Raw genomic sequence first — 22,153 nt, 5'->3', positions numbered from 1 at the left:
ATGGGCGCCTATCTTATCCGCCGTCTGTTACTGGTGATCCCCACGCTATGGGCCATTATTACCATTAACTTTTTTATCGTGCAGATCGCTCCCGGCGGCCCTGTCGATCAGGCGATTGCCGCGATTGAATTTGGCCAGGGCGGCGCGTTGCCCGGCACCAGCGGCGAAGGCGTTCGCGCCAGTCATGCGCAAACCGGCGTCGGCAATATCAGCGACAGCCATTATCGCGGCGGCCGGGGACTCGATCCGGAGGTGATCGCGGAGATCACCCATCGCTACGGCTTCGACAAACCGCTGCATGAGCGTTATTTCAAGATGCTACGGGACTATCTCTCTTTTGACTTCGGCGACAGTCTGTTTCGCAGCGCATCCGTACTGACGCTAATCAAAGACAGCCTTCCCGTCTCCATTACCCTGGGATTATGGAGCACGCTGATTATTTACCTGGTGTCTATCCCGCTGGGGATCCGCAAAGCCGTCCATAACGGCAGTCGCTTTGATGTGTGGAGCAGCGCGTTTATCATTATTGGTTATGCGATCCCCGCCTTTCTGTTCGCTATTTTATTAATCGTCTTTTTTGCCGGCGGCAGCTACTACGATATCTTTCCGCTACGTGGCCTGGTCTCCGCCAACTTTGACACGTTACCGTGGTACCAGAAAATCACCGATTATTTGTGGCATATTACGCTACCGGTGTTGGCGACCGTCATCGGCGGTTTTGCCGCCCTGACGATGCTGACGAAAAATTCGTTTCTCGACGAGGTGCGTAAACAGTATGTCGTTACCGCTCGCGCTAAAGGCGTGAGTGAAAAAAACATTCTCTGGAAACATGTTTTTCGTAACGCCATGCTGCTGGTGATCGCCGGGTTTCCCGCCACTTTTATCAGTATGTTTTTCACCGGCTCGCTGCTAATTGAAGTCATGTTCTCGCTCAACGGCCTGGGGCTGCTGGGTTATGAAGCAACTGTTTCGCGCGACTATCCGGTGATGTTCGGCACGCTTTATATCTTTACCCTGATTGGCTTATTACTGAATATCCTGAGCGATATCAGCTATACGCTGGTCGATCCACGCATTGATTTTGAGGGACGATAATGCCGCGATTAAGCCCGGTCAATCAGGCCCGCTGGGCGCGTTTCCGCCATAATCGCCGGGGCTACTGGTCACTATGGATTTTCCTGATCGTGTTCAGCCTGAGCTTATGCGCGGAACTGATTGCTAACGATAAGCCATTGCTGGTGCGCTATGAAGGCCAGTGGTATTTTCCGCTGGTAAAAAATTACAGCGAGCGCGATTTCGGCGGCCCGCTGGCGACAACGGCAGATTATCAGGACCCCTGGCTACAACGGCAGCTTGAGAATCGGGGCTGGGTGTTGTGGGCACCCGTACGCTTTGGCGCCAATACCATTAATTTTGCCACCACGCAGCCTTTCCCCTCCCCGCCTTCGGCGAAAAACTGGCTGGGCACCGATGCGAATGGCGGCGACGTTTTCGCCCGCATCCTGTACGGCACCCGCATTTCTATTTTATTCGGTCTGATGTTAACGATTTGCTCCAGCGTCATGGGCGTACTGGCGGGCGCGCTACAGGGCTATTATGGCGGCAAAGTCGATTTATGGGGGCAACGTCTCATTGAAGTCTGGTCGGGAATGCCGACCCTGTTTCTGATTATTTTACTTTCCAGCGTAGTGCAGCCTAACTTCTGGTGGCTGCTGGCCATAACCGTACTGTTTGGCTGGATGAGTCTGGTGGGCGTGGTGCGCGCCGAGTTTTTACGGACCCGCAATTTTGACTATATCCGCGCCGCGCAGGCGCTTGGCGTCAGCGATCGTGACATTATCCTGCGCCATATGTTGCCAAATGCGATGGTCGCTACCCTGACATTTTTACCGTTCATTTTATGTAGCTCCATCACCACCCTGACGTCGCTGGATTTTCTGGGATTCGGTCTGCCGCTTGGCTCCCCTTCTCTCGGCGAACTTCTTTTACAGGGGAAAAACAACTTACAGGCTCCCTGGCTGGGGATCACCGCCTTTCTGTCTGTCGCCATTCTGCTATCGCTGCTGATTTTTATCGGCGAAGCGGTACGCGACGCCTTTGATCCTGCTAAGGCGGTATAAGATGACATCTCCATTGCTTGCAATTGAAAATTTATCGGTAGGTTTCCGTCAGCAACAGCACGTGCGCCCTGTCGTTAACGCCATTTCGTTACAGGTGAACGCCGGGGAAACGCTGGCGCTGGTCGGCGAGTCCGGGTCAGGAAAAAGCGTGACGGCGCTTTCCATTCTGCGTCTTTTGCCTACCCCTCCCGCTGTCTACCTCTCCGGCGATATTCGCTTTCACGGCGAATCATTGCTTCATGCCAGCGAGCAGACGCTACGCGGCGTACGCGGCAATAAAATCGCCATGATTTTTCAGGAACCGATGGTTTCACTTAACCCGCTGCATACGCTGGAAAAACAGCTCTATGAAGTGCTGTCGCTCCATCGGGGAATGCGTCGGGAGGCGGCAAGGGCGGAGATGATCGGTTGTCTGGATCGGGTCGGTATCCGCCAGGCGAGCCAGCGTCTGCGCGATTATCCGCATCAGCTTTCCGGCGGCGAACGCCAGCGCGTCATGATAGCCATGGCGCTGTTAACACGGCCGGAATTACTGATCGCCGATGAGCCGACCACCGCCCTCGACGTCTCCGTACAGGCGCAGATCTTATCTCTACTGCGGGAACTCCAGCGCGAGCTCAATATGGGATTGCTGTTTATCACCCATAACCTCAGCATTGTAAAAAAACTGGCGGATTCAGTGGCGGTAATGCAACACGGCAAGTGCGTAGAGAACCAACGCGCCGACACGCTGCTCTCCGCGCCGACCCATCCGTACACGCAAAAATTACTCAACAGCGAACCCACAGGCGATCCGGTTCCGCTCCCCACCGGGCAGACGCCGTTGCTGGAAGTGGACAGGCTGCGCGTCGCCTTCCCGATCCGCAAAGGCATTCTGAAGCGCGTCGTGGATCATAATGTGGTGGTTAACAATATCAGTTTCACCCTGTATCCAGGCGAAACGCTGGGTCTGGTCGGCGAGTCAGGATCGGGAAAAAGCACCACCGGTCTGGCGCTGTTACGGCTTATCCGCTCCGAAGGCCGCATCGTATTTGACGGTCAATCGCTGGATACGTTAAACCGCCGCCAGCTTTTACCTGTTCGCCACCGTATCCAGGTCGTATTCCAGGACCCGAACTCATCGCTAAACCCGCGTTTAAACGTATTGCAAATTATCGAAGAAGGCCTGCGCGTCCACCAGCCTACGCTTTCAGGCGCGCAGCGCGAACAGCAGGTGAAAGCGGTCATGATGGAAGTCGGCCTGGACCCGGAAACGCGGCATCGTTACCCCGCTGAGTTTTCCGGCGGCCAGCGTCAACGTATCGCCGTCGCCAGGGCGCTGATTTTAAAACCGTCGCTTATTATTCTGGATGAACCGACCTCATCGCTGGATAAAACCGTTCAGGCGCAGATTCTTGCCCTCCTGAAATCGCTCCAGCAAAAGCACCGTCTGGCCTATATCTTCATTAGCCACGATCTGCATGTAGTACGCGCGCTGTGCCATCAGGTTATCGTGCTGCGACAGGGGGAGGTGGTTGAACAGGGGCAATGCGAGCGCGTGTTTACCGCACCGCAACAAGCGTATACGCGTCAGCTACTCGCGTTAAGCTGACGCCTAAAAAGGATTATTGTTAGAAAAAGGTTCCGCTATCGCCACGCCGAAATTTTTCAGCCGACAGGTGGCGGCAAACTCATCCTGACGATTAACGAACAGGCACGGTTCCCCTTCGCACTCCAGCACGGAGCAAGGAACTTCAATATCGCTTAGCGCCTGGCTGAGCTTATGCATCACTGACCACGCGCTATCGCCTGCCGGACTCAACAGTTTAAGCGCCACCAGACTATTCTCGGTGCTCTGCCCGTTTTGCGGAATCGGTTCAACCTTTGACCCCGCAAAACCCGCCGACCAGCGATAGTTTTGCGGCAGACGGTGAACAATTGAGAGCTGTAATGTATTCACTTTCTTTCCCCGGAAGCACAATTACTTCACAATTTACTTACATTTATATTAACACATCATTGACAACCCGTCCTTAAACAGATTGCTAACGCCCTTCTCTCCGTCAGTGGCTCTACAGCAAGCGGGAGTTAAAATAGTTTTACCGACGCGGAGATAGCGGCGGGCTATATGTACCCGTTTCTGCGATCTAACTCAACCTTTTTAACTACAATGATGTGACTTTTTACATAAATGGATTTTACATAAAATAAACATAAAGGAGGAAAATGATGAATTGGTAATTGATATACATCAACTATGAAAGCCGTTTGGCTTTGCCATCGTGTAGCGGATAGCGCCCCCCCAACGCCGCCTGCGCATTCTTCGGCGCCATTGAGGGACACCGCGCCCGTCACCGTTTTTTGGGACGGCTGGCGTAGAGATAAAACAGAATGGAACAGGCGGCGCAAAGCGCAATCGACCAGATCATCGGCCACGCACTGTTAAAGGTAGCCAGCGACAGCAACGCGCCGACGATAGCGCCAATACCAAAGCGGAAAGTGCCCGCCAACGAAGACGCCGTTCCGGCCATATGCGGAAACTCATCCAAAATGACCGCCATCGCATTGGACGAAACCATCGACACACAGCCGACAAACGCCGCAACGCCGACCACCAGCGCCCAGAATCCAATGCCCATCAGCGCGCTGAAAACCATCCACACCGCCATCGCAAACTGAATCCATAGCCCGGCCCGAAACATGTTTAGCGCCCCTACCCGTCTGACAAAACGGCTGTTGATAATCGTCATCACAAACAGAAATACGATGTTCAACGCGAAGTAGTAGCCGAAATCCTGCGGCGGAACATGATTAATTTCGATATAGACAAACGGCCCCGCGCTCAAAAAAGAGAACATACCGGCAAAACTAAACCCGCTCGCCAGCATATAGCTCAGTACGCGTTTGTGGCGAAACAACGCGGCAAAGTTACCTATTGTGGTACGAATATGAAAAGGCTGACGCCGCTCAACGGGCAGCGTCTCTTTAATCAGAGCAAAGATCATGACTGACGCCAGAATCGCCGCAATGGCCAGTATCCAGAAGATATAGTGCCAGCTTAACCATACCAACACCCAGCCGCCGACAATGGGCGCCATTAACGGCGCTATCGTAGTGACCAGCATGACAAATGACATCATGCGCGAAAACTCTTCCTTTGGATAAATATCCCGCATCAGCGCATTGATGACGACGCTTGCCGCCGCGGCCGCCAAACCGTGAAAGAAACGCATCACGATCAGTTGATCGATAGTCTGCGCCAACGCACAGGCGACCGCCGCAGCAGCAAATACCAGCGTCCCGCCCAGGATGACCGGCTTACGCCCGAGGCTATCCGCCATCGGTCCATAGATAAGCTGACCCAGCGCAAACCCCAGAATATAGGTGCTGAGCGTCATCTGCGCGCTACCGGCAGGCACGCCGAATTGCGCAGAAATCACCGGCAGCGCTGGAAGATACATATCAATCGACAGCGGCATTAACATGGCCAACAGGCCAAGGATAAAGACAATGGCAAAGGAAGAGTGCTGCCGGGTGGTCACATCGAACTCCTGAATTTAACGAGATAGTTAGCCGACGCTGGCGATTTCTTCTTCAGTCAACGGGCGGTACTCGCCGGGAGCCAGATTCTCATCCAGCGTAATGGCGCCAATCCGTTCGCGGTGCAGTTCCACAACGCGATTGCCTACTGCGGCAAACATCCGCTTCACCTGATGATAACGGCCTTCGCTGATGGTCAAACGGACCTGCACAGGCGTTATCACCTCCAGCGTAGCGGGTTTAGTGAGATCTTTTTCATTATGCAACTGCACGCCTTTCGCAAATTGCGCTGCCGTATCGTCGGCCACCGGCGACTCCAGGGTCACCAGATAGGTTTTTTCACAGTGATGGCGCGGCGACGTAATGCGGTGCGACCACTGACCGTCATCTGTCATTAACACCAGACCGGTAGTATCGATATCCAGACGTCCTGCGGCATGCAGCTTATACGCCACCGGCTCATCCAGGAAATACAGTACCGTTGGATGATCGGGATCATCGGTTGAACAAACGTATCCCTGCGGCTTGTTAAGCATAAAATAGCGTGGCCCGTGTTGCTGCGCTAAGGGATTGCCGTCATACGCAACCGCATGTTCCGGGAGCAGTTTGAAGGCCGCATTTTTAATGATGTCGCCATCGACGGTAACGCGGTTACCACGAATTTCACGCCCGGCAATAGCGCGGCTGACGCCAAGCTGCTGAGCGATAAATTTATCAAGTCGCATGTGTGTGATTTAGCCTGTAATAATACGGAAATCGGGCATTCTACCCGAAAAAAGGGAATTGCTATCCGCTCAGTATAGCGGGCTAACTATATCCCTCAAGGGAAATGATTCATGGCATACTATTCCCGGAACCGTTTAACGTAGTGAGACCATGATTTTTACACTCCGCCCCTACCAGCAAGAAGCCGTAGACGCCACGCTCAGCCACTTTCGCCGCCACCGTACGCCCGCCGTGATTGTTCTGCCGACCGGCGCAGGTAAAAGCCTGGTGATCGCCGAACTGGCGCGCGTCGCCCGCGGACGGGTACTGGTGCTGGCGCATGTGAAAGAGCTGGTCGCGCAGAACCACGCCAAATATTGCGCGCTGGGGCTGGAAGCGGATATTTTCGCCGCCGGACTCAAACGTAAAGAGAGTCAGGGCAAAGTCGTGTTCGGCAGCGTACAGTCGGTAGCGCGTAATCTTGACGCCTTCCAGGAGGAGTTTTCGCTGTTGATTGTCGATGAATGCCACCGCATCGGTGACGATGAAGACAGTCAGTATCAGCAAATCCGCACTCACCTGAGTAAAGTTAATCCTCACTTACGTCTGCTTGGGCTAACCGCCACGCCCTTCCGCCTCGGAAAAGGCTGGATTTATCAATTTCATTATCACGGTATGGTGCGCGGCAACGACAACGCTCTGTTTCGCGACTGTATTTATGAACTGCCGCTGCGCTATATGATTAAACACGGCTATCTGACGCCGCCTGAGCGGCTTGATATGCCAGTGGTCCAATACGATTTCAGCCGCCTGCAGGCCCAAAGCAATGGGCTGTTCAGCGAAGCCGACCTGAACCGCGAGCTGAAAAAGCAGCAGCGGATTACGCCGCACATCATCAGCCAGATTATGGAATTTGCGCAAACGCGCAAAGGCGTGATGATTTTCGCCGCCACGGTCGAACATGCGAAAGAGATTGTCGGTCTGCTTCCGGCGGACGACGCGGCGCTGATTACCGGCGATACGCCAGGGCCCGAGCGCGACGCGCTGATTGATAATTTCAAGGCGCAGCGTTTTCGCTATCTGGTTAACGTCTCGGTGCTGACCACCGGCTTTGACGCCCCACACGTTGATCTCATCGCGATTCTACGCCCCACGGAGTCAGTTAGTCTTTACCAACAAATTGTCGGGCGTGGTCTGCGCCTTGCGCCGGGAAAGACCGATTGCCTGATTCTTGATTACGCTGGCAACCCGCACGACCTGTATGCCCCGGAGGTCGGTAGCCCGAAGGGAAAAAGCGATAACGTTCCTGTCCAGGTATTTTGCCCGGCCTGCGGCTTTGCCAACACCTTCTGGGGGAAAACCACTGCCGACGGCACGCTGATTGAACACTTTGGCCGTCGCTGCCAGGGCTGGTTTGACGATGACGATGGCCATCGCGAGCAGTGCGATTTTCGCTTTCGCTTCAAAAACTGCCCGCAGTGTAATGCCGAAAACGATATTGCCGCCCGACGCTGCCGGGAATGTGACGCTATTCTGGTCGACCCGGACGATATGTTAAAAGCGGCGCTCAGGCTCAAGGATGCGTTAGTCCTGCGCTGTAGCGGAATGACGATGCAGCATGGGCAGGATGAGAAAGGCGAATGGCTGAAAATCACTTACTATGACGAGGACGGCGCGGATGTCAGTGAGCGCTTCCGCTTGCACACGCCCGCCCAGCGTACCGCTTTCGAACAGCTATTTATTCGCCCGCATACCCGCACGCCCGGCGTTCCTTTACGCTGGATCACGGCGGCGGATATTGTCGCGCAGCAGGCGCTGTTGCGGCATCCCGATTTTGTGGTCGCGCGGATGAAAGGCCAGTACTGGCAGGTGCGTGAAAAAGTGTTCGACTATGAAGGCCGCTTCCGCCGGGCGCACGAATTACGTGGTTAATTGTACTTTTCATTGATGTAACGGCGATTTGAGTATAGAATCCCGCCCGCCTTTGCATACGCAAAGCAGATCACTTACCTGTTGCTGGGTCGCCTGTAGCAGGAATTATTAAAGAGAGATTTAAATGTTTACTATCAACGCAGAAGTACGTAAAGAGCAGGGTAAGGGTGCGAGCCGCCGCCTGCGCGCCGCTAACAAGTTCCCGGCAATCATCTACGGCGGTTCTGAAGCCCCGATTGCTATCGAACTGGACCACGACCAGGTGATGAACATGCAAGCTAAAGCTGAATTCTACAGCGAAGTTCTGACCCTCGTTGTTGACGGTAAAGAAGTAAAAGTTAAAGCTCAGGCTGTACAGCGTCACGCTTACAAACCGAAGCTGACTCACATCGACTTCGTTCGCGCGTAATCGCCTGGAAGTTGAAGAAAAACCCCGCCCCGGCGGGGTTTTTTTATGCGTTTAATTGAATTTGACGACATGCAGAGCAACGAGAACCCACTTTGCTTTTCTGCTTTCTTACACCTCGCCATATTCAATTAGCGCCTCCCCTAATCGAGGATCTGTAGTTTCCGCCGCGGTATTCATACCTTTAAGCCGATTGAATAATGCCCGTTGACGAACGCTGGCACTTTCTGGTTTCCATGGCAAAATTCGTATTGGTATCGTTTGCCCGTCATTCAACGCATCAAATACCTTTTCATTGGTCAGTAAGTCGCCGCAGCTCCATGGCTTGCTATCAAACTGAAAATCAAATAAGACATGGAGCTCCAGTTCATCTACACGCACTTGACGCTTTGCATTATCGATGCATATTTCCACCTTCTCTTTATGCGTCAAAGTTGCATCAAGATTGAGTCCATACCGTTTCAACTGCCCCTTGTCGTAATAGTAACGTATGCTGGACCAGGTTGATTTAAAAGCAAATCCAGTAATGAATAAACCACTTAACAAGAACAGCGGGCATATGAACAAGCTCAGTAACCAGTTGGCGCCATAAGTATAAAACAGTACCAACGAGAGAACGGTGAACACCATCCCGAGCACCAACATCATCAAAAATGCGACAATGTGCGCATACAAAACCTGCCGAAATAAACTGAAATTAACAGGCGGCTTCTGTCGTATTCCTTTACTCACTACGGCGTCCTTTTATGTCGTATGCCTTTATTTCCCGCCCGACGTGCGTCGCTGCAACTGGTCGCGCAGATTCGGCGGCGTCCCTTTGATAGTCAGGGTATCGGTCGCCGGGTCCCAGAAAATCCGCTCGCCCAGTAGCATCGCATCAAAGTTAATCGTTAACCCGCCGCCGCTGCCGGCATATTTGGTTAGCTGGCGCAGCGTACTGCGATCCGCCGGGAAGCTCTCTTCCAGCTCATAGCCTTTTTCGGCGGTAAATTCGCTGAAGCTGACTTCACTGACGCCGGAAAGCTCTTTAGACAGCGATTCCAGCTCAATCTCTTCCCCGGCTTGTAACTGCTCGTTGCAGTAGCTGTACACCTGCTGACGCACGTTCTGACGTTCCGCTTTATCCAACTGCGCTTCTGCGGTGAAATCATCCACTGCCTGCAACAGGCCGCGATTCTGCGCTTTGGCGTTCAACCCTTCGCTGGCGCCGAGGAAATCCATAAAGAAGTCAGCGACCTTGCGCCCTACCCGACCTTTCAGGAACGTCAGGTAGCGGGTCGATTGCGGATTAGTTTCCCACTCGGTAAGATCGATACGCGCCACGATATCCGCATGGTTGATATCAAGATAATGCGTCGGGTTAATGTCCAGATTTTCATTGACCCGCATACTGCTCAGGTTGTTCAGTACCGTAACCAGCAGATACTCCACCGCCAGGTAACGATAATGGCAGAACAATACAATGCCGCCGTCCGCAAAGGGATATTTCGCCAGTTCGTCACGCAGGCGTCCGGTCGCCGCCCGGCTAAAGGCAAGAAAATCTTCTTCCCCCTGACGTTGCAACCGCAGCGCTTGCGCCAGTTCACTCTCTTCATTAAACAGGCCATACGCCTTATTCTTGGCGCTATAGACCCGATGCAGTTCAGCCACCATCTCGACAACGGTGGTTGTCGGCTCCAGCAATGAATCGCGCAAGACCAGCTCAAGATTTTGCTCATCGCGCTTGATAAGCTGGTGCAGGGCAATCTGGTTGATATCCAGACTCATGATAAACTCTCCTTTAAGACCGGGCGGTATTCAACCACCGCCTGCCGGAAGACGCAAGCAATCGCCCTGTCATTTCAGGCGTTATCCGTAACGCGAATGATTTAGGGGATAAAAATGCAGAAAAAAAACTGTTGCTACGGTAATATGTTGCCCTTTCATGAACAAACAGATTTTGATTTATGCCACAACTCTCCCGCTATAGTGATGAACATGTTGAACAACTGCTGAGCGAACTGCTCAGTGTACTGGAAAAACATAAGGCGCCGACCGATCTTTCCCTGATGGTGCTGGGAAATATGGTCACCAACCTTATCAACACCAGCGTGGCGCCGGCTCAACGCCAGGCGATTGCGAACTCTTTTGCCCGCGCCTTGCAGTCTTCGATTAGCGAAGACAACGCGCACTAAAAAGCCGACTCCGGAGAAACAAGCGACAGGTATGGTAACTCATCGTCAGCGCTACCGTGAAAAAGTCTCCCAGATGGTTAGCTGGGGGCACTGGTTCGCTCTGTTCAATATACTGTTGGCTACGTTGCTCGGCAGCCGTTACCTGTTTGTCGCCGACTGGCCGACAACGCTTGCGGGTCGCATATACTCCTACCTGAGCATTGTCGGGCACTTTAGCTTTCTGGTGTTCGCCACCTATTTGCTTATTCTTTTTCCGCTCACGTTTATCGTGATGTCCCAGCGGCTGATGCGGTTTTTATCAGCCATTCTGGCGACCGCGGGTATGACGTTGTTGCTTATCGACAGCGAAGTCTTTACCCGTTTTCACCTGCATCTTAATCCCATTGTCTGGGAGCTGGTCATCAACCCTGACCAGAACGAAATGGCGCGCGACTGGCAGCTTATGTTTATTAGCGTGCCGGTTATCTTATTGATTGAGATGCTATTTGCGACATGGAGTTGGCAAAAGCTGCGCAGTCTCACGCGCCGTCGCCATTTCGCAAGGCCGCTTGCGGCATTCTTTTTCGTCTCCTTTATCGCATCGCATCTTATCTACATCTGGGCAGACGCTAATTTTTACCGGCCGATTACCATGCAGCGGGCAAACCTGCCGCTCTCTTATCCGATGACGGCGCGACGTTTTCTTGAAAAACACGGTCTGCTGGATGCGCAGGAATATCAGCGCCGTCTGGTAGAGCAAGGCAATCCGGAAGCGGTCTCCGTACAGTACCCGCTCAGCAATTTGCACTATCGCGATATGGGCACCGGTCAGAATGTGCTACTCATTACCGTAGACGGCCTGAACTATTCTCGCTTTGAGAAGCAGATGCCGGAGCTGGCTACATTTGCCGAGCAAAACATCGACTTCACCCGTCATATGAGTTCAGGGAATACCACTGATAACGGTATTTTCGGCCTGTTCTATGGCATATCGCCAGGCTATATGGATGGCGTGTTATCCACCAGAACCCCTGCGGCGCTCATTACCGCGTTGAATCAGCAAGGCTACCAACTGGGACTGTTTTCTTCGGATGGCTTCGCCAGCCCGCTTTACCGTCAGGCATTACTGTCCGATTTCTCGATGCCGACAGCGCAGACGCAGTCTGATGCGCAAACGGCCAGCCAGTGGATAGACTGGCTTGGGCGCTACGCACAGGAAGATAACCGCTGGTTCTCATGGATATCGTTTAACGGTACTAACATTGATGACAGTAACCAGAAAAATTTTGTTAAGCGTTACGCCAGTGCCGCCAGCGACGTGGATGCGCAAATCAATCGGGTTCTGAACGCGCTGCGAGAGGCCGGTAAATTCGACAATACCGTCGTGATCATTACCGCAGGACGCGGCATACCGTTGACGCCGGAAGAAAATCGCTTCGACTGGTCGCAAGGTCATCTGCAAGTACCGCTGGTGATCCACTGGCCGGGGACGCCTGCGCAGCGTATTAATGTGCTTACCGATCATACCGATGTGATGACCACGTTGATGCAACGCCTGTTACATGTCAGCACGCCAGCGAACGAATATTCACAGGGCCAGGACATCTTTACCGTTCCACGTCGTCATAACTGGGTAACGGCGGCAGACGGCAGTACGCTGGCAATCACGACGCCGCAAATGACTCTGGTGCTCAATAATAACGGTCATTATCAGACCTATGACTTACACGGCGAGAAGATCAAAGATCAGAAGCCGCAGCTCAGTCTGCTGCTGCAAGTGCTAACAGAAGAGAAACGTTTTATCGCTAACTGATTAATTATAAATCAGTTAGCACCGTTTCCCCTTGCATTCGCGTTGGAAAGAGGTAGTATTAGCACCCACAAGTCGGCACGTAGCGCAGCCTGGTAGCGCACCGTCATGGGGTGTCGGGGGTCGGAGGTTCAAATCCTCTCGTGCCGACCAAAATTCCCCTTAAAAACCAGCCTCTCAGGGCTGGTTTTTTTATGCCTGCAATTAAAAAGTTAGCTGATGCCAGAGACGTTATTTTGCATGAACTGATTTTGCATGAGCTGATCGGCGTAAACCATGTTTGTACTAAAACAGAAAAAGCGCATCTACACCCTATGCTGGAAGAAATGTTTGCAGTAGCAGGTAAATGAGTAAGCAATCTGTCGCAGCAATAATAAAACGTTCTGGTAAGGTAAACGGCCTACCACTTCTTTGTCACTAACAATTAGCCTCCCTGTCGCCATAGGGTCGATAACGATCGGCTAGTCACAACACGTTTTTGTAGACGGTGATGATTACTCCTTCAGCCAGCAACTCGCTAATTGTTATTCAACTTCAGAAATTATAACTAATTGAAGCACCTACAAAATTATGCCCTGAATTTTTATCCGTGAGTGATCCATTCGAGAAATGCCGGATATAAGCTTCTGTAGAAAAAGCCCCAAAGTTCCAGCCAAGAAACGCTTTTTCTCCAAAGGTAAATGCAGAATTGACACGCATATCATCTCGCGACTTAGATTTTATATAAGCCCCCAGACCAATACCGGTATAGATACCAGCGAAATGAACCAGCGCCACATCCTTCGAGATACCCAATACGCCCTGGTTATATTTATTGCAGGGAACGCTGCCAGAATGTTTACTGCAATCATCGATACCCTTAGCCTTAAATCCTCCTAACTCCAGATTATTTCTTGCCTGTAAAAAGAAAAAATCGCTGGGTTCACTGTATGTCAGAAATGCCGTATATAAGTGCTCAACCCCTCCTCTTCTTATACTTTCTCCCGCAGCAAAAGAGATCTGATGCTTGTTGCCCTTGCCAAAAAAAACATTATCATTAGCAGAACATGCGAATGCACAAGGTAATAATATATATATAAATATTCTCTTCATATACACTCCACCACCATTTCAATGTCAATAGTTATTTTTAACCGGCTAACATATTTAAAATTTTCTACGCCACGCTTACGCTCACAGAAACGGCTGATATAGCATCCAGTATTAATATTATTTTCATAATTACTCCAACCAGCATTTTTGATGCAAACAGGCTGGACATGGACTGTGTGCAGAAATCAAAACATACTCACTACACTCTCCCCTTGAGTCGCCCCAACGGGTGCTCAAAACGCCGCGAGTGTTGTTCAGGCACATCCAGGATAAGTTATAAGTGAATGACTCTCATTCCTGACCACATTTTCATTTATGATAAGAATATCGTCAGAATCTCTTTATCGCATAAAAATACCTCTGCTATTGACTTAATATTTAATTTAACAGATGTCGCGGTTTATTCGTTCTGCTCAGATGTATTTCATTGGCATTAATAAAACCATAAATAAATTCAATTAAAATAATTTGTTAATAATGAAAAGCTTTAGACGCTATGACTTTTAATAAGGAATTTCCTGCCAGTAAAGATAGTCTGGACTTACGGGTGCAAGGGCGCAGCTACATATGCCACACTTCTGTTATGTCACATTGTCCGAAAAAAGCGTCCAGACCAGTATTCAACTTCAGGGAGTATTCTGTTTTCTCTCACAACAGGTTGTTTTATCCTTTCTATCGTTCAGCTAATGACTCGCCTGTCACAGGTTTTACTACTTACCCATGCACTAATTAAGGTAAAATTTACGCGCTTGACAATGTGGCAAATCTGGACGATTTCCGCGCTGAAAACAATAATCATTCTAATAAAACTCAGGAGATATAGCATGCCTGAAGTAACACCTTTTCAGGTGCTTATTGTGGACGACCATCCACTTATGCGGCGAGGTATTCGTCAATTACTGGAACTGGACCCGGCTTTTTATGTCGTTGCCGAAGCGGGTGACGGGGCGAGTGCGATCGATCTGGCGAATCGCATTGAGCCCGATCTGATCCTGCTGGATCTGAATATGAAAGGTCTGAGCGGGTTAGATACCCTGAACGCGCTACGCCGGGATGGTGTGACGGCGCAAATTATTATTCTTACCGTCTCGGATTCCGCCAGCGACATCTACGCGCTGATCGACGCCGGCGCCGACGGTTATCTGCTCAAAGATAGCGATCCGGAAGTGCTGCTGGAGGCCATTCGCAAAGGCGCTAACGGCGGTAAAGTCTTTAGCGATCGGGTCAATGAATATCTGCGTGAGCGCGAACGGTTTGGCGCGCAGGAAGATCCCTTTAGTATCCTGACCGAACGAGAGTTAGATGTCTTGCATGAGCTGGCGCAGGGGCTTTCTAACAAACAGATTGCGTCAGTACTGAATATTTCTGAGCAGACGGTTAAGGTGCACATTCGTAATCTACTTCGCAAGCTAAACGTGCGCTCGCGCGTCGCGGCGACCATTCTATTTTTACAAACACGCGGAATGCAGTAACAAGCCAGGCCCGATGGCGCCACGCCACCGGGCCGTCAGGGTCTTATTTCTCCTGCGCCAGCCGGATACTGCGCTCTATCACCGCCCGCCGGGCGTCACCCGCCGGCAGCAGCTTCAGCATCATCTCCCAGGCCGCCACCGCCTCGCCAAAGCGCTGCTGCTCAAAGGCGTTAAACGCATACAGGCTTAACACCCGGATATCCGTGTGGTCGCGGCTCACCAGCCGGCGCAGCAGCTCCCCGCCGCGGCGGTTATCCTCCGGGTCGGACGAGCGCGTCAGCGCCTCCGCATAGCCCAGCGCCGCATCGCGGTTTTTCGGGTCCAGACGGTAAGCGTTCGCATACGCCCCGGTGGCGGTACCGGCATTACCCAGTACCATACCGGTGCGCCCCAGCATGAGCCAGCCCTCAACATTGCCGGCATCATTCTGCAGGCGGGTACGCAGCCCCAGCGCCAGCCGCGCCATCTCCTCCTCATTCAGCGGCTGCGCCTGCGGGTCCAGCGCCCGCGCCAGCAGTCCCGGCGTCTGCGCCGTTGCCTGCTGCCAGGCCCTGACCTGCGGATAGCTGCCGGTCTGTGAGTAACTGATGGCGGCCACGACCAGCGCCATAACCACACCCGGCACGTAAACGCCCCACCCGGCGCGCGCGCCGCAAACCGGGGTGTCCGCCGGCAGCGGCTCCCGGCGCAGGCGCACCCGCCGGCGCGTGCGGGCAACGATTATCCACCCGCCCGCCACGATGGCGGCCAGCGGCAGCACCCACAGCAGCACCGTCAGCGGGGTCAGCGGCGGGTCGTAGGTGACAAAGTTGCCGTAGCGCGCCACCATATAATCGATGATTTCCTGGCGGCTCTTCCCCTCCTGCATCAGGTCATACACCCTGCGGCGCATGTCGGTGGCTATCATCGCGTTCGAGTCCGCAATGCTGTTGTTCTGGCATTTCGGGCAGCGCAGCTGCTCCGTGAGCTGGCGGAACTGCTGCTCCTGCGCTTCATCTTTAAACGGCATCACGTCGGTGGTTGCCCGCGCTGACCCGGCGATAACCAGCGCCAGCATCAGCATCACCATGCCCGGTAACAGTCTCATTGCGCCGCCTCCCGGCTGTATCTGTCCCACAGCGGTTTCAGTTCACTTTCCCATACCCGGGCATTCAAATCGCCCGCATGGCGGTAGCGGATAATCCCGTTGCCGTCGATGAGGAAGGTTTCCGGCGCGCCGTACACGCCCAGGTCCAGCCCCAGCATCCCGTCGCTGTCCGATAAACTCAGCGCATACGGGTTGCCCAGTTCTTTTAACCAGGCCACCGCCTTCGTCCGGTCGTCCTTATAGTTCAGCCCGACCACCCGGATACCCTGCGCAGAAAGCTGGTTCAGGTACTGATGCTCGGCGCGGCAGGTCGGGCACCAGGTGGCCCAGACGTTAAGCAGCACCGGTTTCCCCTGCGTCAGCACCTCCGCCTCATAGTACTGACCCGGTGTCTCCAGCGATTCCAGGCGGAACGCCGGCACCGGCTTTCCGGTCAGCGCCGATTCGAGATTCGTCGGGTCATCGCCCTGCGCGTTGCGCGCCAGCTGCCACAGCAGCGCCGCGGCAATCAGCAGAAAAATCAGCAGCGGTAATAACAGTACGTTGCGTTTCATCCGGCCTCCGGCAATGGTTTACGGCGGCGGTAGCGCGGGTCCGCCAGGCACAGCAGCCCGCCCAGCGCCATCAGCAGCCCCCCGGCCCATATCCAGCGGACAAACGGTTTGTAGTACAGGCGCACGGCCCACGCGCCGTTGTCCAGCTCCTCCCCGAGCGCGGCGTACAGGTCGCGGGTCAGCCCGCCGTCAATCGCCGCCTCGGTCATCACCATCCGGCTGGTGTTGTAGAGCCGTTTCTCCGCGTGCAGCACCGCCTCCGGCTCGCCGTGGCGCGTCACCCCGATGAGGGCCACCCCGCCGCGGTAGTTGGGGCCGGTGATGTCCCGCACCTCCCGGAAGGTGAAGCGGTAGTCGTGAATGGTCACGCTGTCGCCCGCCCGCATCCGCACGTCACGCTCCACGCTGTAATTCTGGCTGAAGGCGATGCCGGTAATCGTCACCGCCAGCCCGAGGTGCGCCGCCACCATTCCCCAGTAGCTGAGAGAGGTTTTCGTGCCGCGGGACACGCGCTGTACGGCTTCGGCAACCGCCAGCACCGCAATCCAGCAGGCCATCGCCATCCCCACCGCCGTCATGGCGATGATTTTATCTTCCAGCAGCCATGGCAAAAGTACCGACAGCACCAGGGTGGTGACAACGGCAGCCCACAGCAGTTTCCTGATGTTACGCGGCCGGTCCCGGCCCCAGCGCACCAGCGGCCCCACCCCCAGCAGCAGGGCAAAGGGGACCATCAGCCAGGTGAACATGGTGTTAAAGAACGGCTCCCCCACCGAAATGCTGCCCAGCCCCAGCTGTTTGTGCACCAGCGGCAGCAGGGTGCCCAGCAGCACCACCAGCATGGCGGCCATCAGCAGGACGTTGTTGCCGAGCAGCAGCGACTCGCGCGACCACAGCGTGTTGTTCACCCGCGAACGCACCCTGTGCCCGCGCACGGCGAACAGCAGCAGCGAGCCGCCGGTGACCAGCACCATAAAGGCGAGGATAAACATCCCGCGCGCCGGGTCGGAGGCGAAGGCGTGCACCGACACCAGCACCCCGGAGCGCACCAGGAAGGTGCCCAGCAGGCACAGCGAGAAGGCGCAGATGGACAGCAGCAGCGTCCACGCCTTAAAGCCGGCGCGCTGTTCCGTGACCGCCAGCGAGTGCAGCAGGGCGGTGCCCGCCAGCCACGGCATAAAGGAGGCGTTCTCCACCGGGTCCCAGAACCACCAGCCGCCCCAGCCCAGCTCGTAGTAGGCCCACGCCGAGCCGAGCACGATGCCCAGCGTCAGGAACACCCACGCCGCCAGCGTCCACGGGCGGGCAAAACGGGTGAACGCGCTGTCCAGACGCCCGCTCAGCAGCGCGGCGATGGCGAAGGCGAAGGCCACCGAGAAGCCGACATAGCCCATGTACAGCAGCGGCGGGTGGAAAATCAGCCCCGGGTCCTGCAGCAGCGGGTTCAGGTCACGCCCCTCCACCGGAAAGGCCGGCAGCGTGCGGGCGAACGGGCCGGAGGTGAACAGGATGAACGCCAGAAAACCGGCGCAGACCATCCCCATCACCGCCAGCACCCGGGCGACGATATCCGCCGGCACCGGCCGGCTGAACACCGCCACCGCCAGGGTCCAGCCGCTCATCAGCAGCACCCACAGCAGCAGCGAGCCCTCGTGCGCTCCCCAGGTGGCGGCCACCCGGTACCACACCGGCAGCTGCGTGTTCGAGTTGCCGGCGACATAGGCCACGGTGAAGTCGTTAACCACAAAGGCGTGCACCAGCACGAAAAACGCGCCCGCCACGCAGATGAACAGCAGCCAGGCGAACACCCCGGCCGACGCCATCATCCGCGCGTCGCCGCGCGCCACGCCCCACAGCGGGTAAACGGACAGCAGCAGCGCCACGCCGAGCGCCAGGCACAGCAGCGCGTGGCCGTATTCAGGCATCATGATGAGGTGTCCTTATCAGCGCGTTGCGGGCGGCGGTGGTTTTCCTGCATCGCCTTTTCCACTTCCGGCGGGGTGTAGTTCTCGTCATGCTTGGCCAGCACCTCGTGCGCCAGGACGTGGTTGCCCTTCTCCAGGGTGCCCTGCACCACCACCCCCTGCCCCTCGCGGAACAGGTCCGGCAGTATCCCCTCATAGCTCACCGTCACCGACCCTTCGGCGTCGTAGAGGCTGAAGTTCACCTTCAGCGAGTCCGGGTCGCGCCTGACGCTGCCGGGCATCACCATCCCGCCGACGCGCAGGCGCTGGCCCGCCGCCGGCAGCTGCTGCGTCTCGCGCTTGCCGTAGAGAATTTCGCCGGGGGTATAGAACAGGTCGATATTCGCGCGCAGCGCGTACAGGACCAGGGCGGTGGTCAGCGCCAGGCCCGCCAGCACCGCGCAGACCACCCATAGCCGGTTTTTACGTCGCAGGTTCACGCCGCCTCCTGTTGCGCCTGTGCGGCACGCATCCGCGCCTCGCGCGCCCGCTGCTGCGCCACGCCGCGCAGAATGGCCCGGCGCTGCAGCACCGTGTGCAGCGCCAGCAGCGCCAGCGGCGCCACGGTCATCGCCACCGCCAGCCAGACAAAAAAGGCGTACCCGCCCATGGCGAAAAAATCGCTCCACGATGAAAATGCCGGACTCACCGGTGCCCCCTTTTCAGTATCAGTTCGCTCACCCACGGGCGGCGTTTTTCCATCAGTAAAATCAGGTTGCGCATCCGCATCAGCGCCAGCGTCATAAAAAGCAGCAGGTAACCGGCGATGGCCCAGCGCAGCGGCGAGCGCATCGCCGGGTCGATGCTCTGCTGCATCCGCGTCGAGCCCTGGTGCAGGGTGTTCCACCACTCGACGGAATAGTGGATAACCGGCAGGTTCACCACGCCGACCAGCACCAGAATGCCCGCCGCGCGCCCGGCCATTTTACGGTCGTCAAAGGCGTGCCACAGGGCGATGACCCCGGCGTAGAGAAACAGCAGCACCAGCTCCGAGGTCAGGCGCGCGTCCCACACCCACCAGGTGCCCCACATCGGCTTGCCCCACGCCGCGCCGGTGACCAGCGCGATGAAGGTGTACACCGCCCCCACCGGCGCCATCGCCGCGACGGCAAGGCTGGCCATTTTCATCTGCCAGACCAGCCCGGTGAACGCCGCCACCGCCATCGCCGCATAGATACCCATCGACCAGATGGCCGCCGGGACATGCAGGTACATAATGCGGTAGCCCTCCCCCTGCTGGTAGTCCGCCGGGGCGAAACCAAAGCCCCGGACCCAGCCGGTGGCCAGCGCGATGATGCCGGCTGCCGCCAGCCACGGCACGAGCCTGCCGCAAATCTGATACAGCCGGGGCGGCGCCGCCAGCTGATGAAGGGTTTTCCACATAGTCGTCACCTGACCTCCTGAAACCAGTAAAATGTCCGTCGCGCCGGGGCGCTACTGCACGCTGAGGCGCAGCGCCGCCGCGGTGGCGAACGGGCTTAACGTCGCGCTGCCCGCCAGCAGCGCCCCCAGCACCGCCAGATAGCCGTCAGCGGGTAAATGCATCGATGCCGCGTCCATCGCCGCGGCGGCGAAAATCAGCACCGGGACACTCAGCGGCAGCACCAGAATGCCCAGCAGGACGCCGCCGCGCCGCAGCCCGGCCGTCAGCGCAACACCCGGCGCGGCGAGAAACCCCAGCGCCGGCGTGCCGAGCAGCAGCGTCAGCGCCATGATTTTCCAGCCGTACACGTCCATCCCCAGCAGCAGCGCCACCAGCGGGGAGAGCATAATCAGCGGCAGGCCGGTCACCGCCCAGTGGGCCAGCACCTTCGCCAGTACCACCGCCGGCAGCGGCACCGGCAGCAGCATCAGCTGCTCCAGGTTGCCGTCCTGCAGGTCGTCGCGAAACAGCCGCTCCAGCGCCAGCAGCGAGGCCAGCAGCGCCGCCACCTGGATGATGCCCGGCGCGATACGCGCCAGCAGCTGCGGCTGCGGCCCGACGCTTAACGGAAACAGGGTAATGACCATCAGGAAGAACCACAGCGGGCCGGCGATGTCCGCGCCGTGGCGGAACGCCACGCGCAGTTCGAGACAGAAGACACGCCACATCACAGCCCGGCCCCCCCGCCGGTCAGCGCCAGGCGGCGGACGGTGTCCGCGGCCCCCGGCAGCGGCTGGTGGGTGGTGAGAATGACCATCCCGCCCTGCGCCGTGTGCGCCGCCATCCGCCGGGTGAGGCGCGCCACGCCGTTAACGTCAATGGCGGTGAACGGTTCGTCGAGTACCCACAGCGCGGCGCGGGTCAGCCACAGGCGGGCCAGCGCCACCCGGCGCTGCTGCCCGGCCGAGAGCCGGGCGACCGGCACGTCCTCAAATCCCGCCAGCCCGGCCTGCGCCAGCGCCTCCGGGAGACGCGCGCCGTCGCCGGGGTGGAAGAAGTGCAGGTTCTCCCGCGCCGTCAGGCGGGATTTAATCCCCGGCTGGTGCCCTATCCACAGCAGGCTGCGATGGAAGCTGTCGCGCACGCGGCGCAGGGGTTCGCCCTGCCAGTACACCTCGCCGCCGTCCGGGCGCGCCAGCCCGGTCAGCAGGCGCAGCAGGGTGGTTTTTCCCGCGCCGTTGCCGCCGGTGACCTGCACCCACTCCCCGGCCTCCACGGTGAACGACAGCCCGCGAAACAGCGTCCTCTCGTCCCGCTCGCAGTACAGATCTCTGGCTTCAAGCATTCCCACTCATCAACGTCCTGTCAGAAACCTGGTTTAACATCACGCATATCCGGCAGTTTATGCGCGATCCCTTTGTGGCAATCGATACAGGTCTGTCCATCTTTTACCGCCTGATCGTGCATTTTCGCCGCGACGCCTTTTTGCGCGGTCAGATCCATAAAGTCGAAATTGTGGCAGTTACGGCATTCCTGCGAGTTGTTGTCTTTCATGCGCCGCCACTCATTTTGTGCCATTGTCAGGCGATGAGCTTCAAATTTCTGCGGTGTATCTATCAGCCCAAATACCTTCGCGTACAGTTCTTTACTGGCTTTGATCTTACGGATCATCTTCGGCCCCCACTCATGCGGCACATGGCAGTCAGGACAGGTGGCACGAACGCCGCTACGGTTGTTGTAGTGGACGGTTTCCATATACTCCTCATACACCGTGTTGCGCATTTCATGGCAGCTAATACAAAACTCTTCGGTGTTAGCCTTTTCCATTCCGGTATTGAAGCCGCCCCAGAAGATGATGCCGCCGATAAAACCGATTAACAGCAGCGTCCCCAACGCCAGGCGGCTGGGGCTGCGCCACCATCGCCAGACGCGCTTTATCCAGCCGGGTTTACGGTTAGAATTTTCCATAATGACCT

The 22,153-nt window shown here is 56.1% G+C and carries 24 protein-coding genes, 1 tRNA gene and 1 pseudogene; 11 read left to right on the top strand and 15 right to left on the bottom strand.

Annotated elements, in window-relative coordinates; translation table 11 throughout:
* From QEN32_RS07610 to yejF, 3 genes are read left to right on the top strand one after another with little or no spacing between them, the layout of a single operon-like run.
* The gene (locus QEN32_RS07610) at window positions 1–1,095 is read left to right on the top strand and encodes a microcin C ABC transporter permease YejB (RefSeq protein ID WP_023231110.1); all 1,095 of its coding nucleotides are present in this window, start codon (window positions 1–3) and stop codon (window positions 1,093–1,095) included.
* Window positions 1,095–2,120, top strand: coding sequence for an ABC transporter permease (locus QEN32_RS07605; RefSeq protein WP_001137749.1), 1,026 nt, complete (start codon window positions 1,095–1,097; stop codon window positions 2,118–2,120). The genes QEN32_RS07610 and QEN32_RS07605 overlap by 1 nt, the downstream gene beginning before the upstream one ends.
* Before the next feature lies 1 nt (window position 2,121).
* Window positions 2,122–3,711 carry a microcin C ABC transporter ATP-binding protein YejF gene (gene yejF, locus QEN32_RS07600; RefSeq protein WP_076735799.1) on the top strand — a complete coding sequence of 530 codons (1,590 nt, stop codon included), beginning with the start codon at window positions 2,122–2,124 and terminating at the stop codon, window positions 3,709–3,711.
* 3 nt (window positions 3,712–3,714) lie between these two features.
* On the opposite strand, the gene QEN32_RS07595 is transcribed toward yejF, so the two are convergent.
* The 3 genes from QEN32_RS07595 to rsuA all read right to left on the bottom strand — a co-directional run bounded on the left by QEN32_RS07595 (window position 3,715) and on the right by rsuA (window position 6,364).
* Window positions 3,715–4,059, bottom strand: a complete 345-nt coding sequence (locus tag QEN32_RS07595; RefSeq protein ID WP_001094639.1) for a YejG family protein — start codon at window positions 4,057–4,059, stop codon at window positions 3,715–3,717.
* A gap of 391 nt (window positions 4,060–4,450) precedes the next feature.
* A complete protein-coding gene (locus tag QEN32_RS07590; protein ID WP_000213347.1) occupies window positions 4,451–5,641 on the bottom strand; it encodes a Bcr/CflA family multidrug efflux MFS transporter in 1,191 nt (396 codons plus the stop codon).
* Between the two features lie 27 nt (window positions 5,642–5,668).
* The gene (gene rsuA / locus QEN32_RS07585; protein WP_001234836.1) at window positions 5,669–6,364 is read right to left on the bottom strand and encodes a 16S rRNA pseudouridine(516) synthase RsuA; all 696 of its coding nucleotides are present in this window, start codon (window positions 6,362–6,364) and stop codon (window positions 5,669–5,671) included.
* A 151-nt stretch (window positions 6,365–6,515) separates the two neighbouring features.
* Here rsuA and QEN32_RS07580 point away from each other — a divergent pair, with 151 nt between their 5' ends.
* Together QEN32_RS07580 and rplY are read left to right on the top strand one after the other, a co-directional pair.
* The gene (locus QEN32_RS07580; protein ID WP_265322269.1) at window positions 6,516–8,276 is read left to right on the top strand and encodes a DEAD/DEAH box helicase; all 1,761 of its coding nucleotides are present in this window, start codon (window positions 6,516–6,518) and stop codon (window positions 8,274–8,276) included.
* Window positions 8,277–8,400: 124 nt separating this feature from the next.
* Entirely contained in the window at window positions 8,401–8,685 is a 285-nt protein-coding gene (gene rplY, locus QEN32_RS07575; protein ID WP_000494192.1) for a 50S ribosomal protein L25, read from the top strand.
* A 108-nt stretch (window positions 8,686–8,793) separates the two neighbouring features.
* Here rplY and QEN32_RS07570 read toward each other — a convergent pair whose 3' ends face one another.
* Window positions 8,794–9,414 (bottom strand): hypothetical protein, encoded by a 621-nt coding sequence (locus QEN32_RS07570; RefSeq protein WP_280144446.1) that lies wholly within the window; start codon window positions 9,412–9,414, stop codon window positions 8,794–8,796.
* A gap of 27 nt (window positions 9,415–9,441) precedes the next feature.
* A complete protein-coding gene (yejK, locus tag QEN32_RS07565) occupies window positions 9,442–10,449 on the bottom strand; it encodes a nucleoid-associated protein YejK (RefSeq protein WP_000050806.1) in 1,008 nt (335 codons plus the stop codon).
* A gap of 179 nt (window positions 10,450–10,628) precedes the next feature.
* On the opposite strand from yejK, the gene QEN32_RS07560 reads away from it, so the two are divergent.
* The 5 genes and pseudogenes from QEN32_RS07560 (at window position 10,629) to QEN32_RS07540 (ending at window position 12,995) form a co-directional block, all read left to right on the top strand.
* Window positions 10,629–10,856 (top strand): YejL family protein, encoded by a 228-nt coding sequence (locus QEN32_RS07560; RefSeq protein ID WP_001135904.1) that lies wholly within the window; start codon window positions 10,629–10,631, stop codon window positions 10,854–10,856.
* A 31-nt stretch (window positions 10,857–10,887) separates the two neighbouring features.
* Window positions 10,888–12,648 carry an LPS biosynthesis-modulating metalloenzyme YejM gene (gene yejM, locus QEN32_RS07555; protein ID WP_080220302.1) on the top strand — a complete coding sequence of 587 codons (1,761 nt, stop codon included), beginning with the start codon at window positions 10,888–10,890 and terminating at the stop codon, window positions 12,646–12,648.
* A 73-nt stretch (window positions 12,649–12,721) separates the two neighbouring features.
* A tRNA-Pro gene (locus QEN32_RS07550) sits at window positions 12,722–12,798 on the top strand.
* Window positions 12,754–12,846: pseudogene (locus QEN32_RS07545) on the top strand (hypothetical protein); the annotation flags it as partial. The gene QEN32_RS07550 and the pseudogene QEN32_RS07545, both read left to right, overlap by 45 nt.
* Window positions 12,840–12,995 carry a hypothetical protein gene (locus QEN32_RS07540; protein WP_024157284.1) on the top strand — a complete coding sequence of 52 codons (156 nt, stop codon included), beginning with the start codon at window positions 12,840–12,842 and terminating at the stop codon, window positions 12,993–12,995. The pseudogene QEN32_RS07545 and the gene QEN32_RS07540, both read left to right, overlap by 7 nt.
* Before the next feature lie 184 nt (window positions 12,996–13,179).
* On the opposite strand, the gene pagL is transcribed toward QEN32_RS07540, so the two are convergent.
* Entirely contained in the window at window positions 13,180–13,743 is a 564-nt protein-coding gene (pagL, locus tag QEN32_RS07535; RefSeq protein WP_000281870.1) for a lipid A 3-O-deacylase PagL, read from the bottom strand.
* 818 nt (window positions 13,744–14,561) lie between these two features.
* On the opposite strand from pagL, the gene narP reads away from it, so the two are divergent.
* The gene (gene narP, locus QEN32_RS07530) at window positions 14,562–15,209 is read left to right on the top strand and encodes a nitrate/nitrite response regulator protein NarP (protein ID WP_001115500.1); all 648 of its coding nucleotides are present in this window, start codon (window positions 14,562–14,564) and stop codon (window positions 15,207–15,209) included.
* Window positions 15,210–15,252: 43 nt separating this feature from the next.
* On the opposite strand, the gene QEN32_RS07525 is transcribed toward narP, so the two are convergent.
* Genes QEN32_RS07525 through napC form a run of 9 tightly spaced genes read right to left on the bottom strand, consistent with a single transcriptional unit; the run spans window position 15,253 to window position 22,145 of the window.
* Window positions 15,253–16,296 (bottom strand): cytochrome c-type biogenesis protein CcmH, encoded by a 1,044-nt coding sequence (locus tag QEN32_RS07525; protein WP_265322426.1) that lies wholly within the window; start codon window positions 16,294–16,296, stop codon window positions 15,253–15,255.
* A complete protein-coding gene (gene dsbE / locus QEN32_RS07520; protein WP_063814174.1) occupies window positions 16,293–16,850 on the bottom strand; it encodes a thiol:disulfide interchange protein DsbE in 558 nt (185 codons plus the stop codon). The genes QEN32_RS07525 and dsbE overlap by 4 nt, the downstream gene beginning before the upstream one ends.
* A complete protein-coding gene (locus QEN32_RS07515; protein WP_000982510.1) occupies window positions 16,847–18,778 on the bottom strand; it encodes a heme lyase CcmF/NrfE family subunit in 1,932 nt (643 codons plus the stop codon). Before QEN32_RS07515 ends, dsbE begins: the two co-directional genes overlap by 4 nt.
* A complete protein-coding gene (ccmE, locus tag QEN32_RS07510) occupies window positions 18,775–19,254 on the bottom strand; it encodes a cytochrome c maturation protein CcmE (RefSeq protein WP_001053600.1) in 480 nt (159 codons plus the stop codon). Before ccmE ends, QEN32_RS07515 begins: the two co-directional genes overlap by 4 nt.
* Window positions 19,251–19,463 carry a heme exporter protein CcmD gene (gene ccmD, locus QEN32_RS07505; RefSeq protein ID WP_000074110.1) on the bottom strand — a complete coding sequence of 71 codons (213 nt, stop codon included), beginning with the start codon at window positions 19,461–19,463 and terminating at the stop codon, window positions 19,251–19,253. Before ccmD ends, ccmE begins: the two co-directional genes overlap by 4 nt.
* Window positions 19,460–20,197 (bottom strand): heme ABC transporter permease, encoded by a 738-nt coding sequence (locus tag QEN32_RS07500; protein WP_000265996.1) that lies wholly within the window; start codon window positions 20,195–20,197, stop codon window positions 19,460–19,462. The genes ccmD and QEN32_RS07500 overlap by 4 nt, the downstream gene beginning before the upstream one ends.
* A 51-nt stretch (window positions 20,198–20,248) precedes the next feature.
* Window positions 20,249–20,908 (bottom strand): heme exporter protein CcmB, encoded by a 660-nt coding sequence (gene ccmB / locus QEN32_RS07495; protein ID WP_280144445.1) that lies wholly within the window; start codon window positions 20,906–20,908, stop codon window positions 20,249–20,251.
* A complete protein-coding gene (gene ccmA, locus QEN32_RS07490; protein ID WP_023199687.1) occupies window positions 20,905–21,522 on the bottom strand; it encodes a cytochrome c biogenesis heme-transporting ATPase CcmA in 618 nt (205 codons plus the stop codon). Before ccmA ends, ccmB begins: the two co-directional genes overlap by 4 nt.
* A gap of 20 nt (window positions 21,523–21,542) precedes the next feature.
* Window positions 21,543–22,145, bottom strand: a complete 603-nt coding sequence (napC, locus tag QEN32_RS07485; RefSeq protein ID WP_000431778.1) for a cytochrome c-type protein NapC — start codon at window positions 22,143–22,145, stop codon at window positions 21,543–21,545.
* Window positions 22,146–22,153 lie beyond the last annotated feature (8 nt).

This window comes from Salmonella sp. SA14318 (assembly GCF_029866905.1).
Taxonomy (GTDB): Bacteria; Pseudomonadota; Gammaproteobacteria; order Enterobacterales; family Enterobacteriaceae; genus Salmonella; species Salmonella enterica.
The sequence above is the reverse complement of the archived record's forward strand: the minus strand, read 5'-3'. Positions and strand labels throughout refer to the sequence as shown.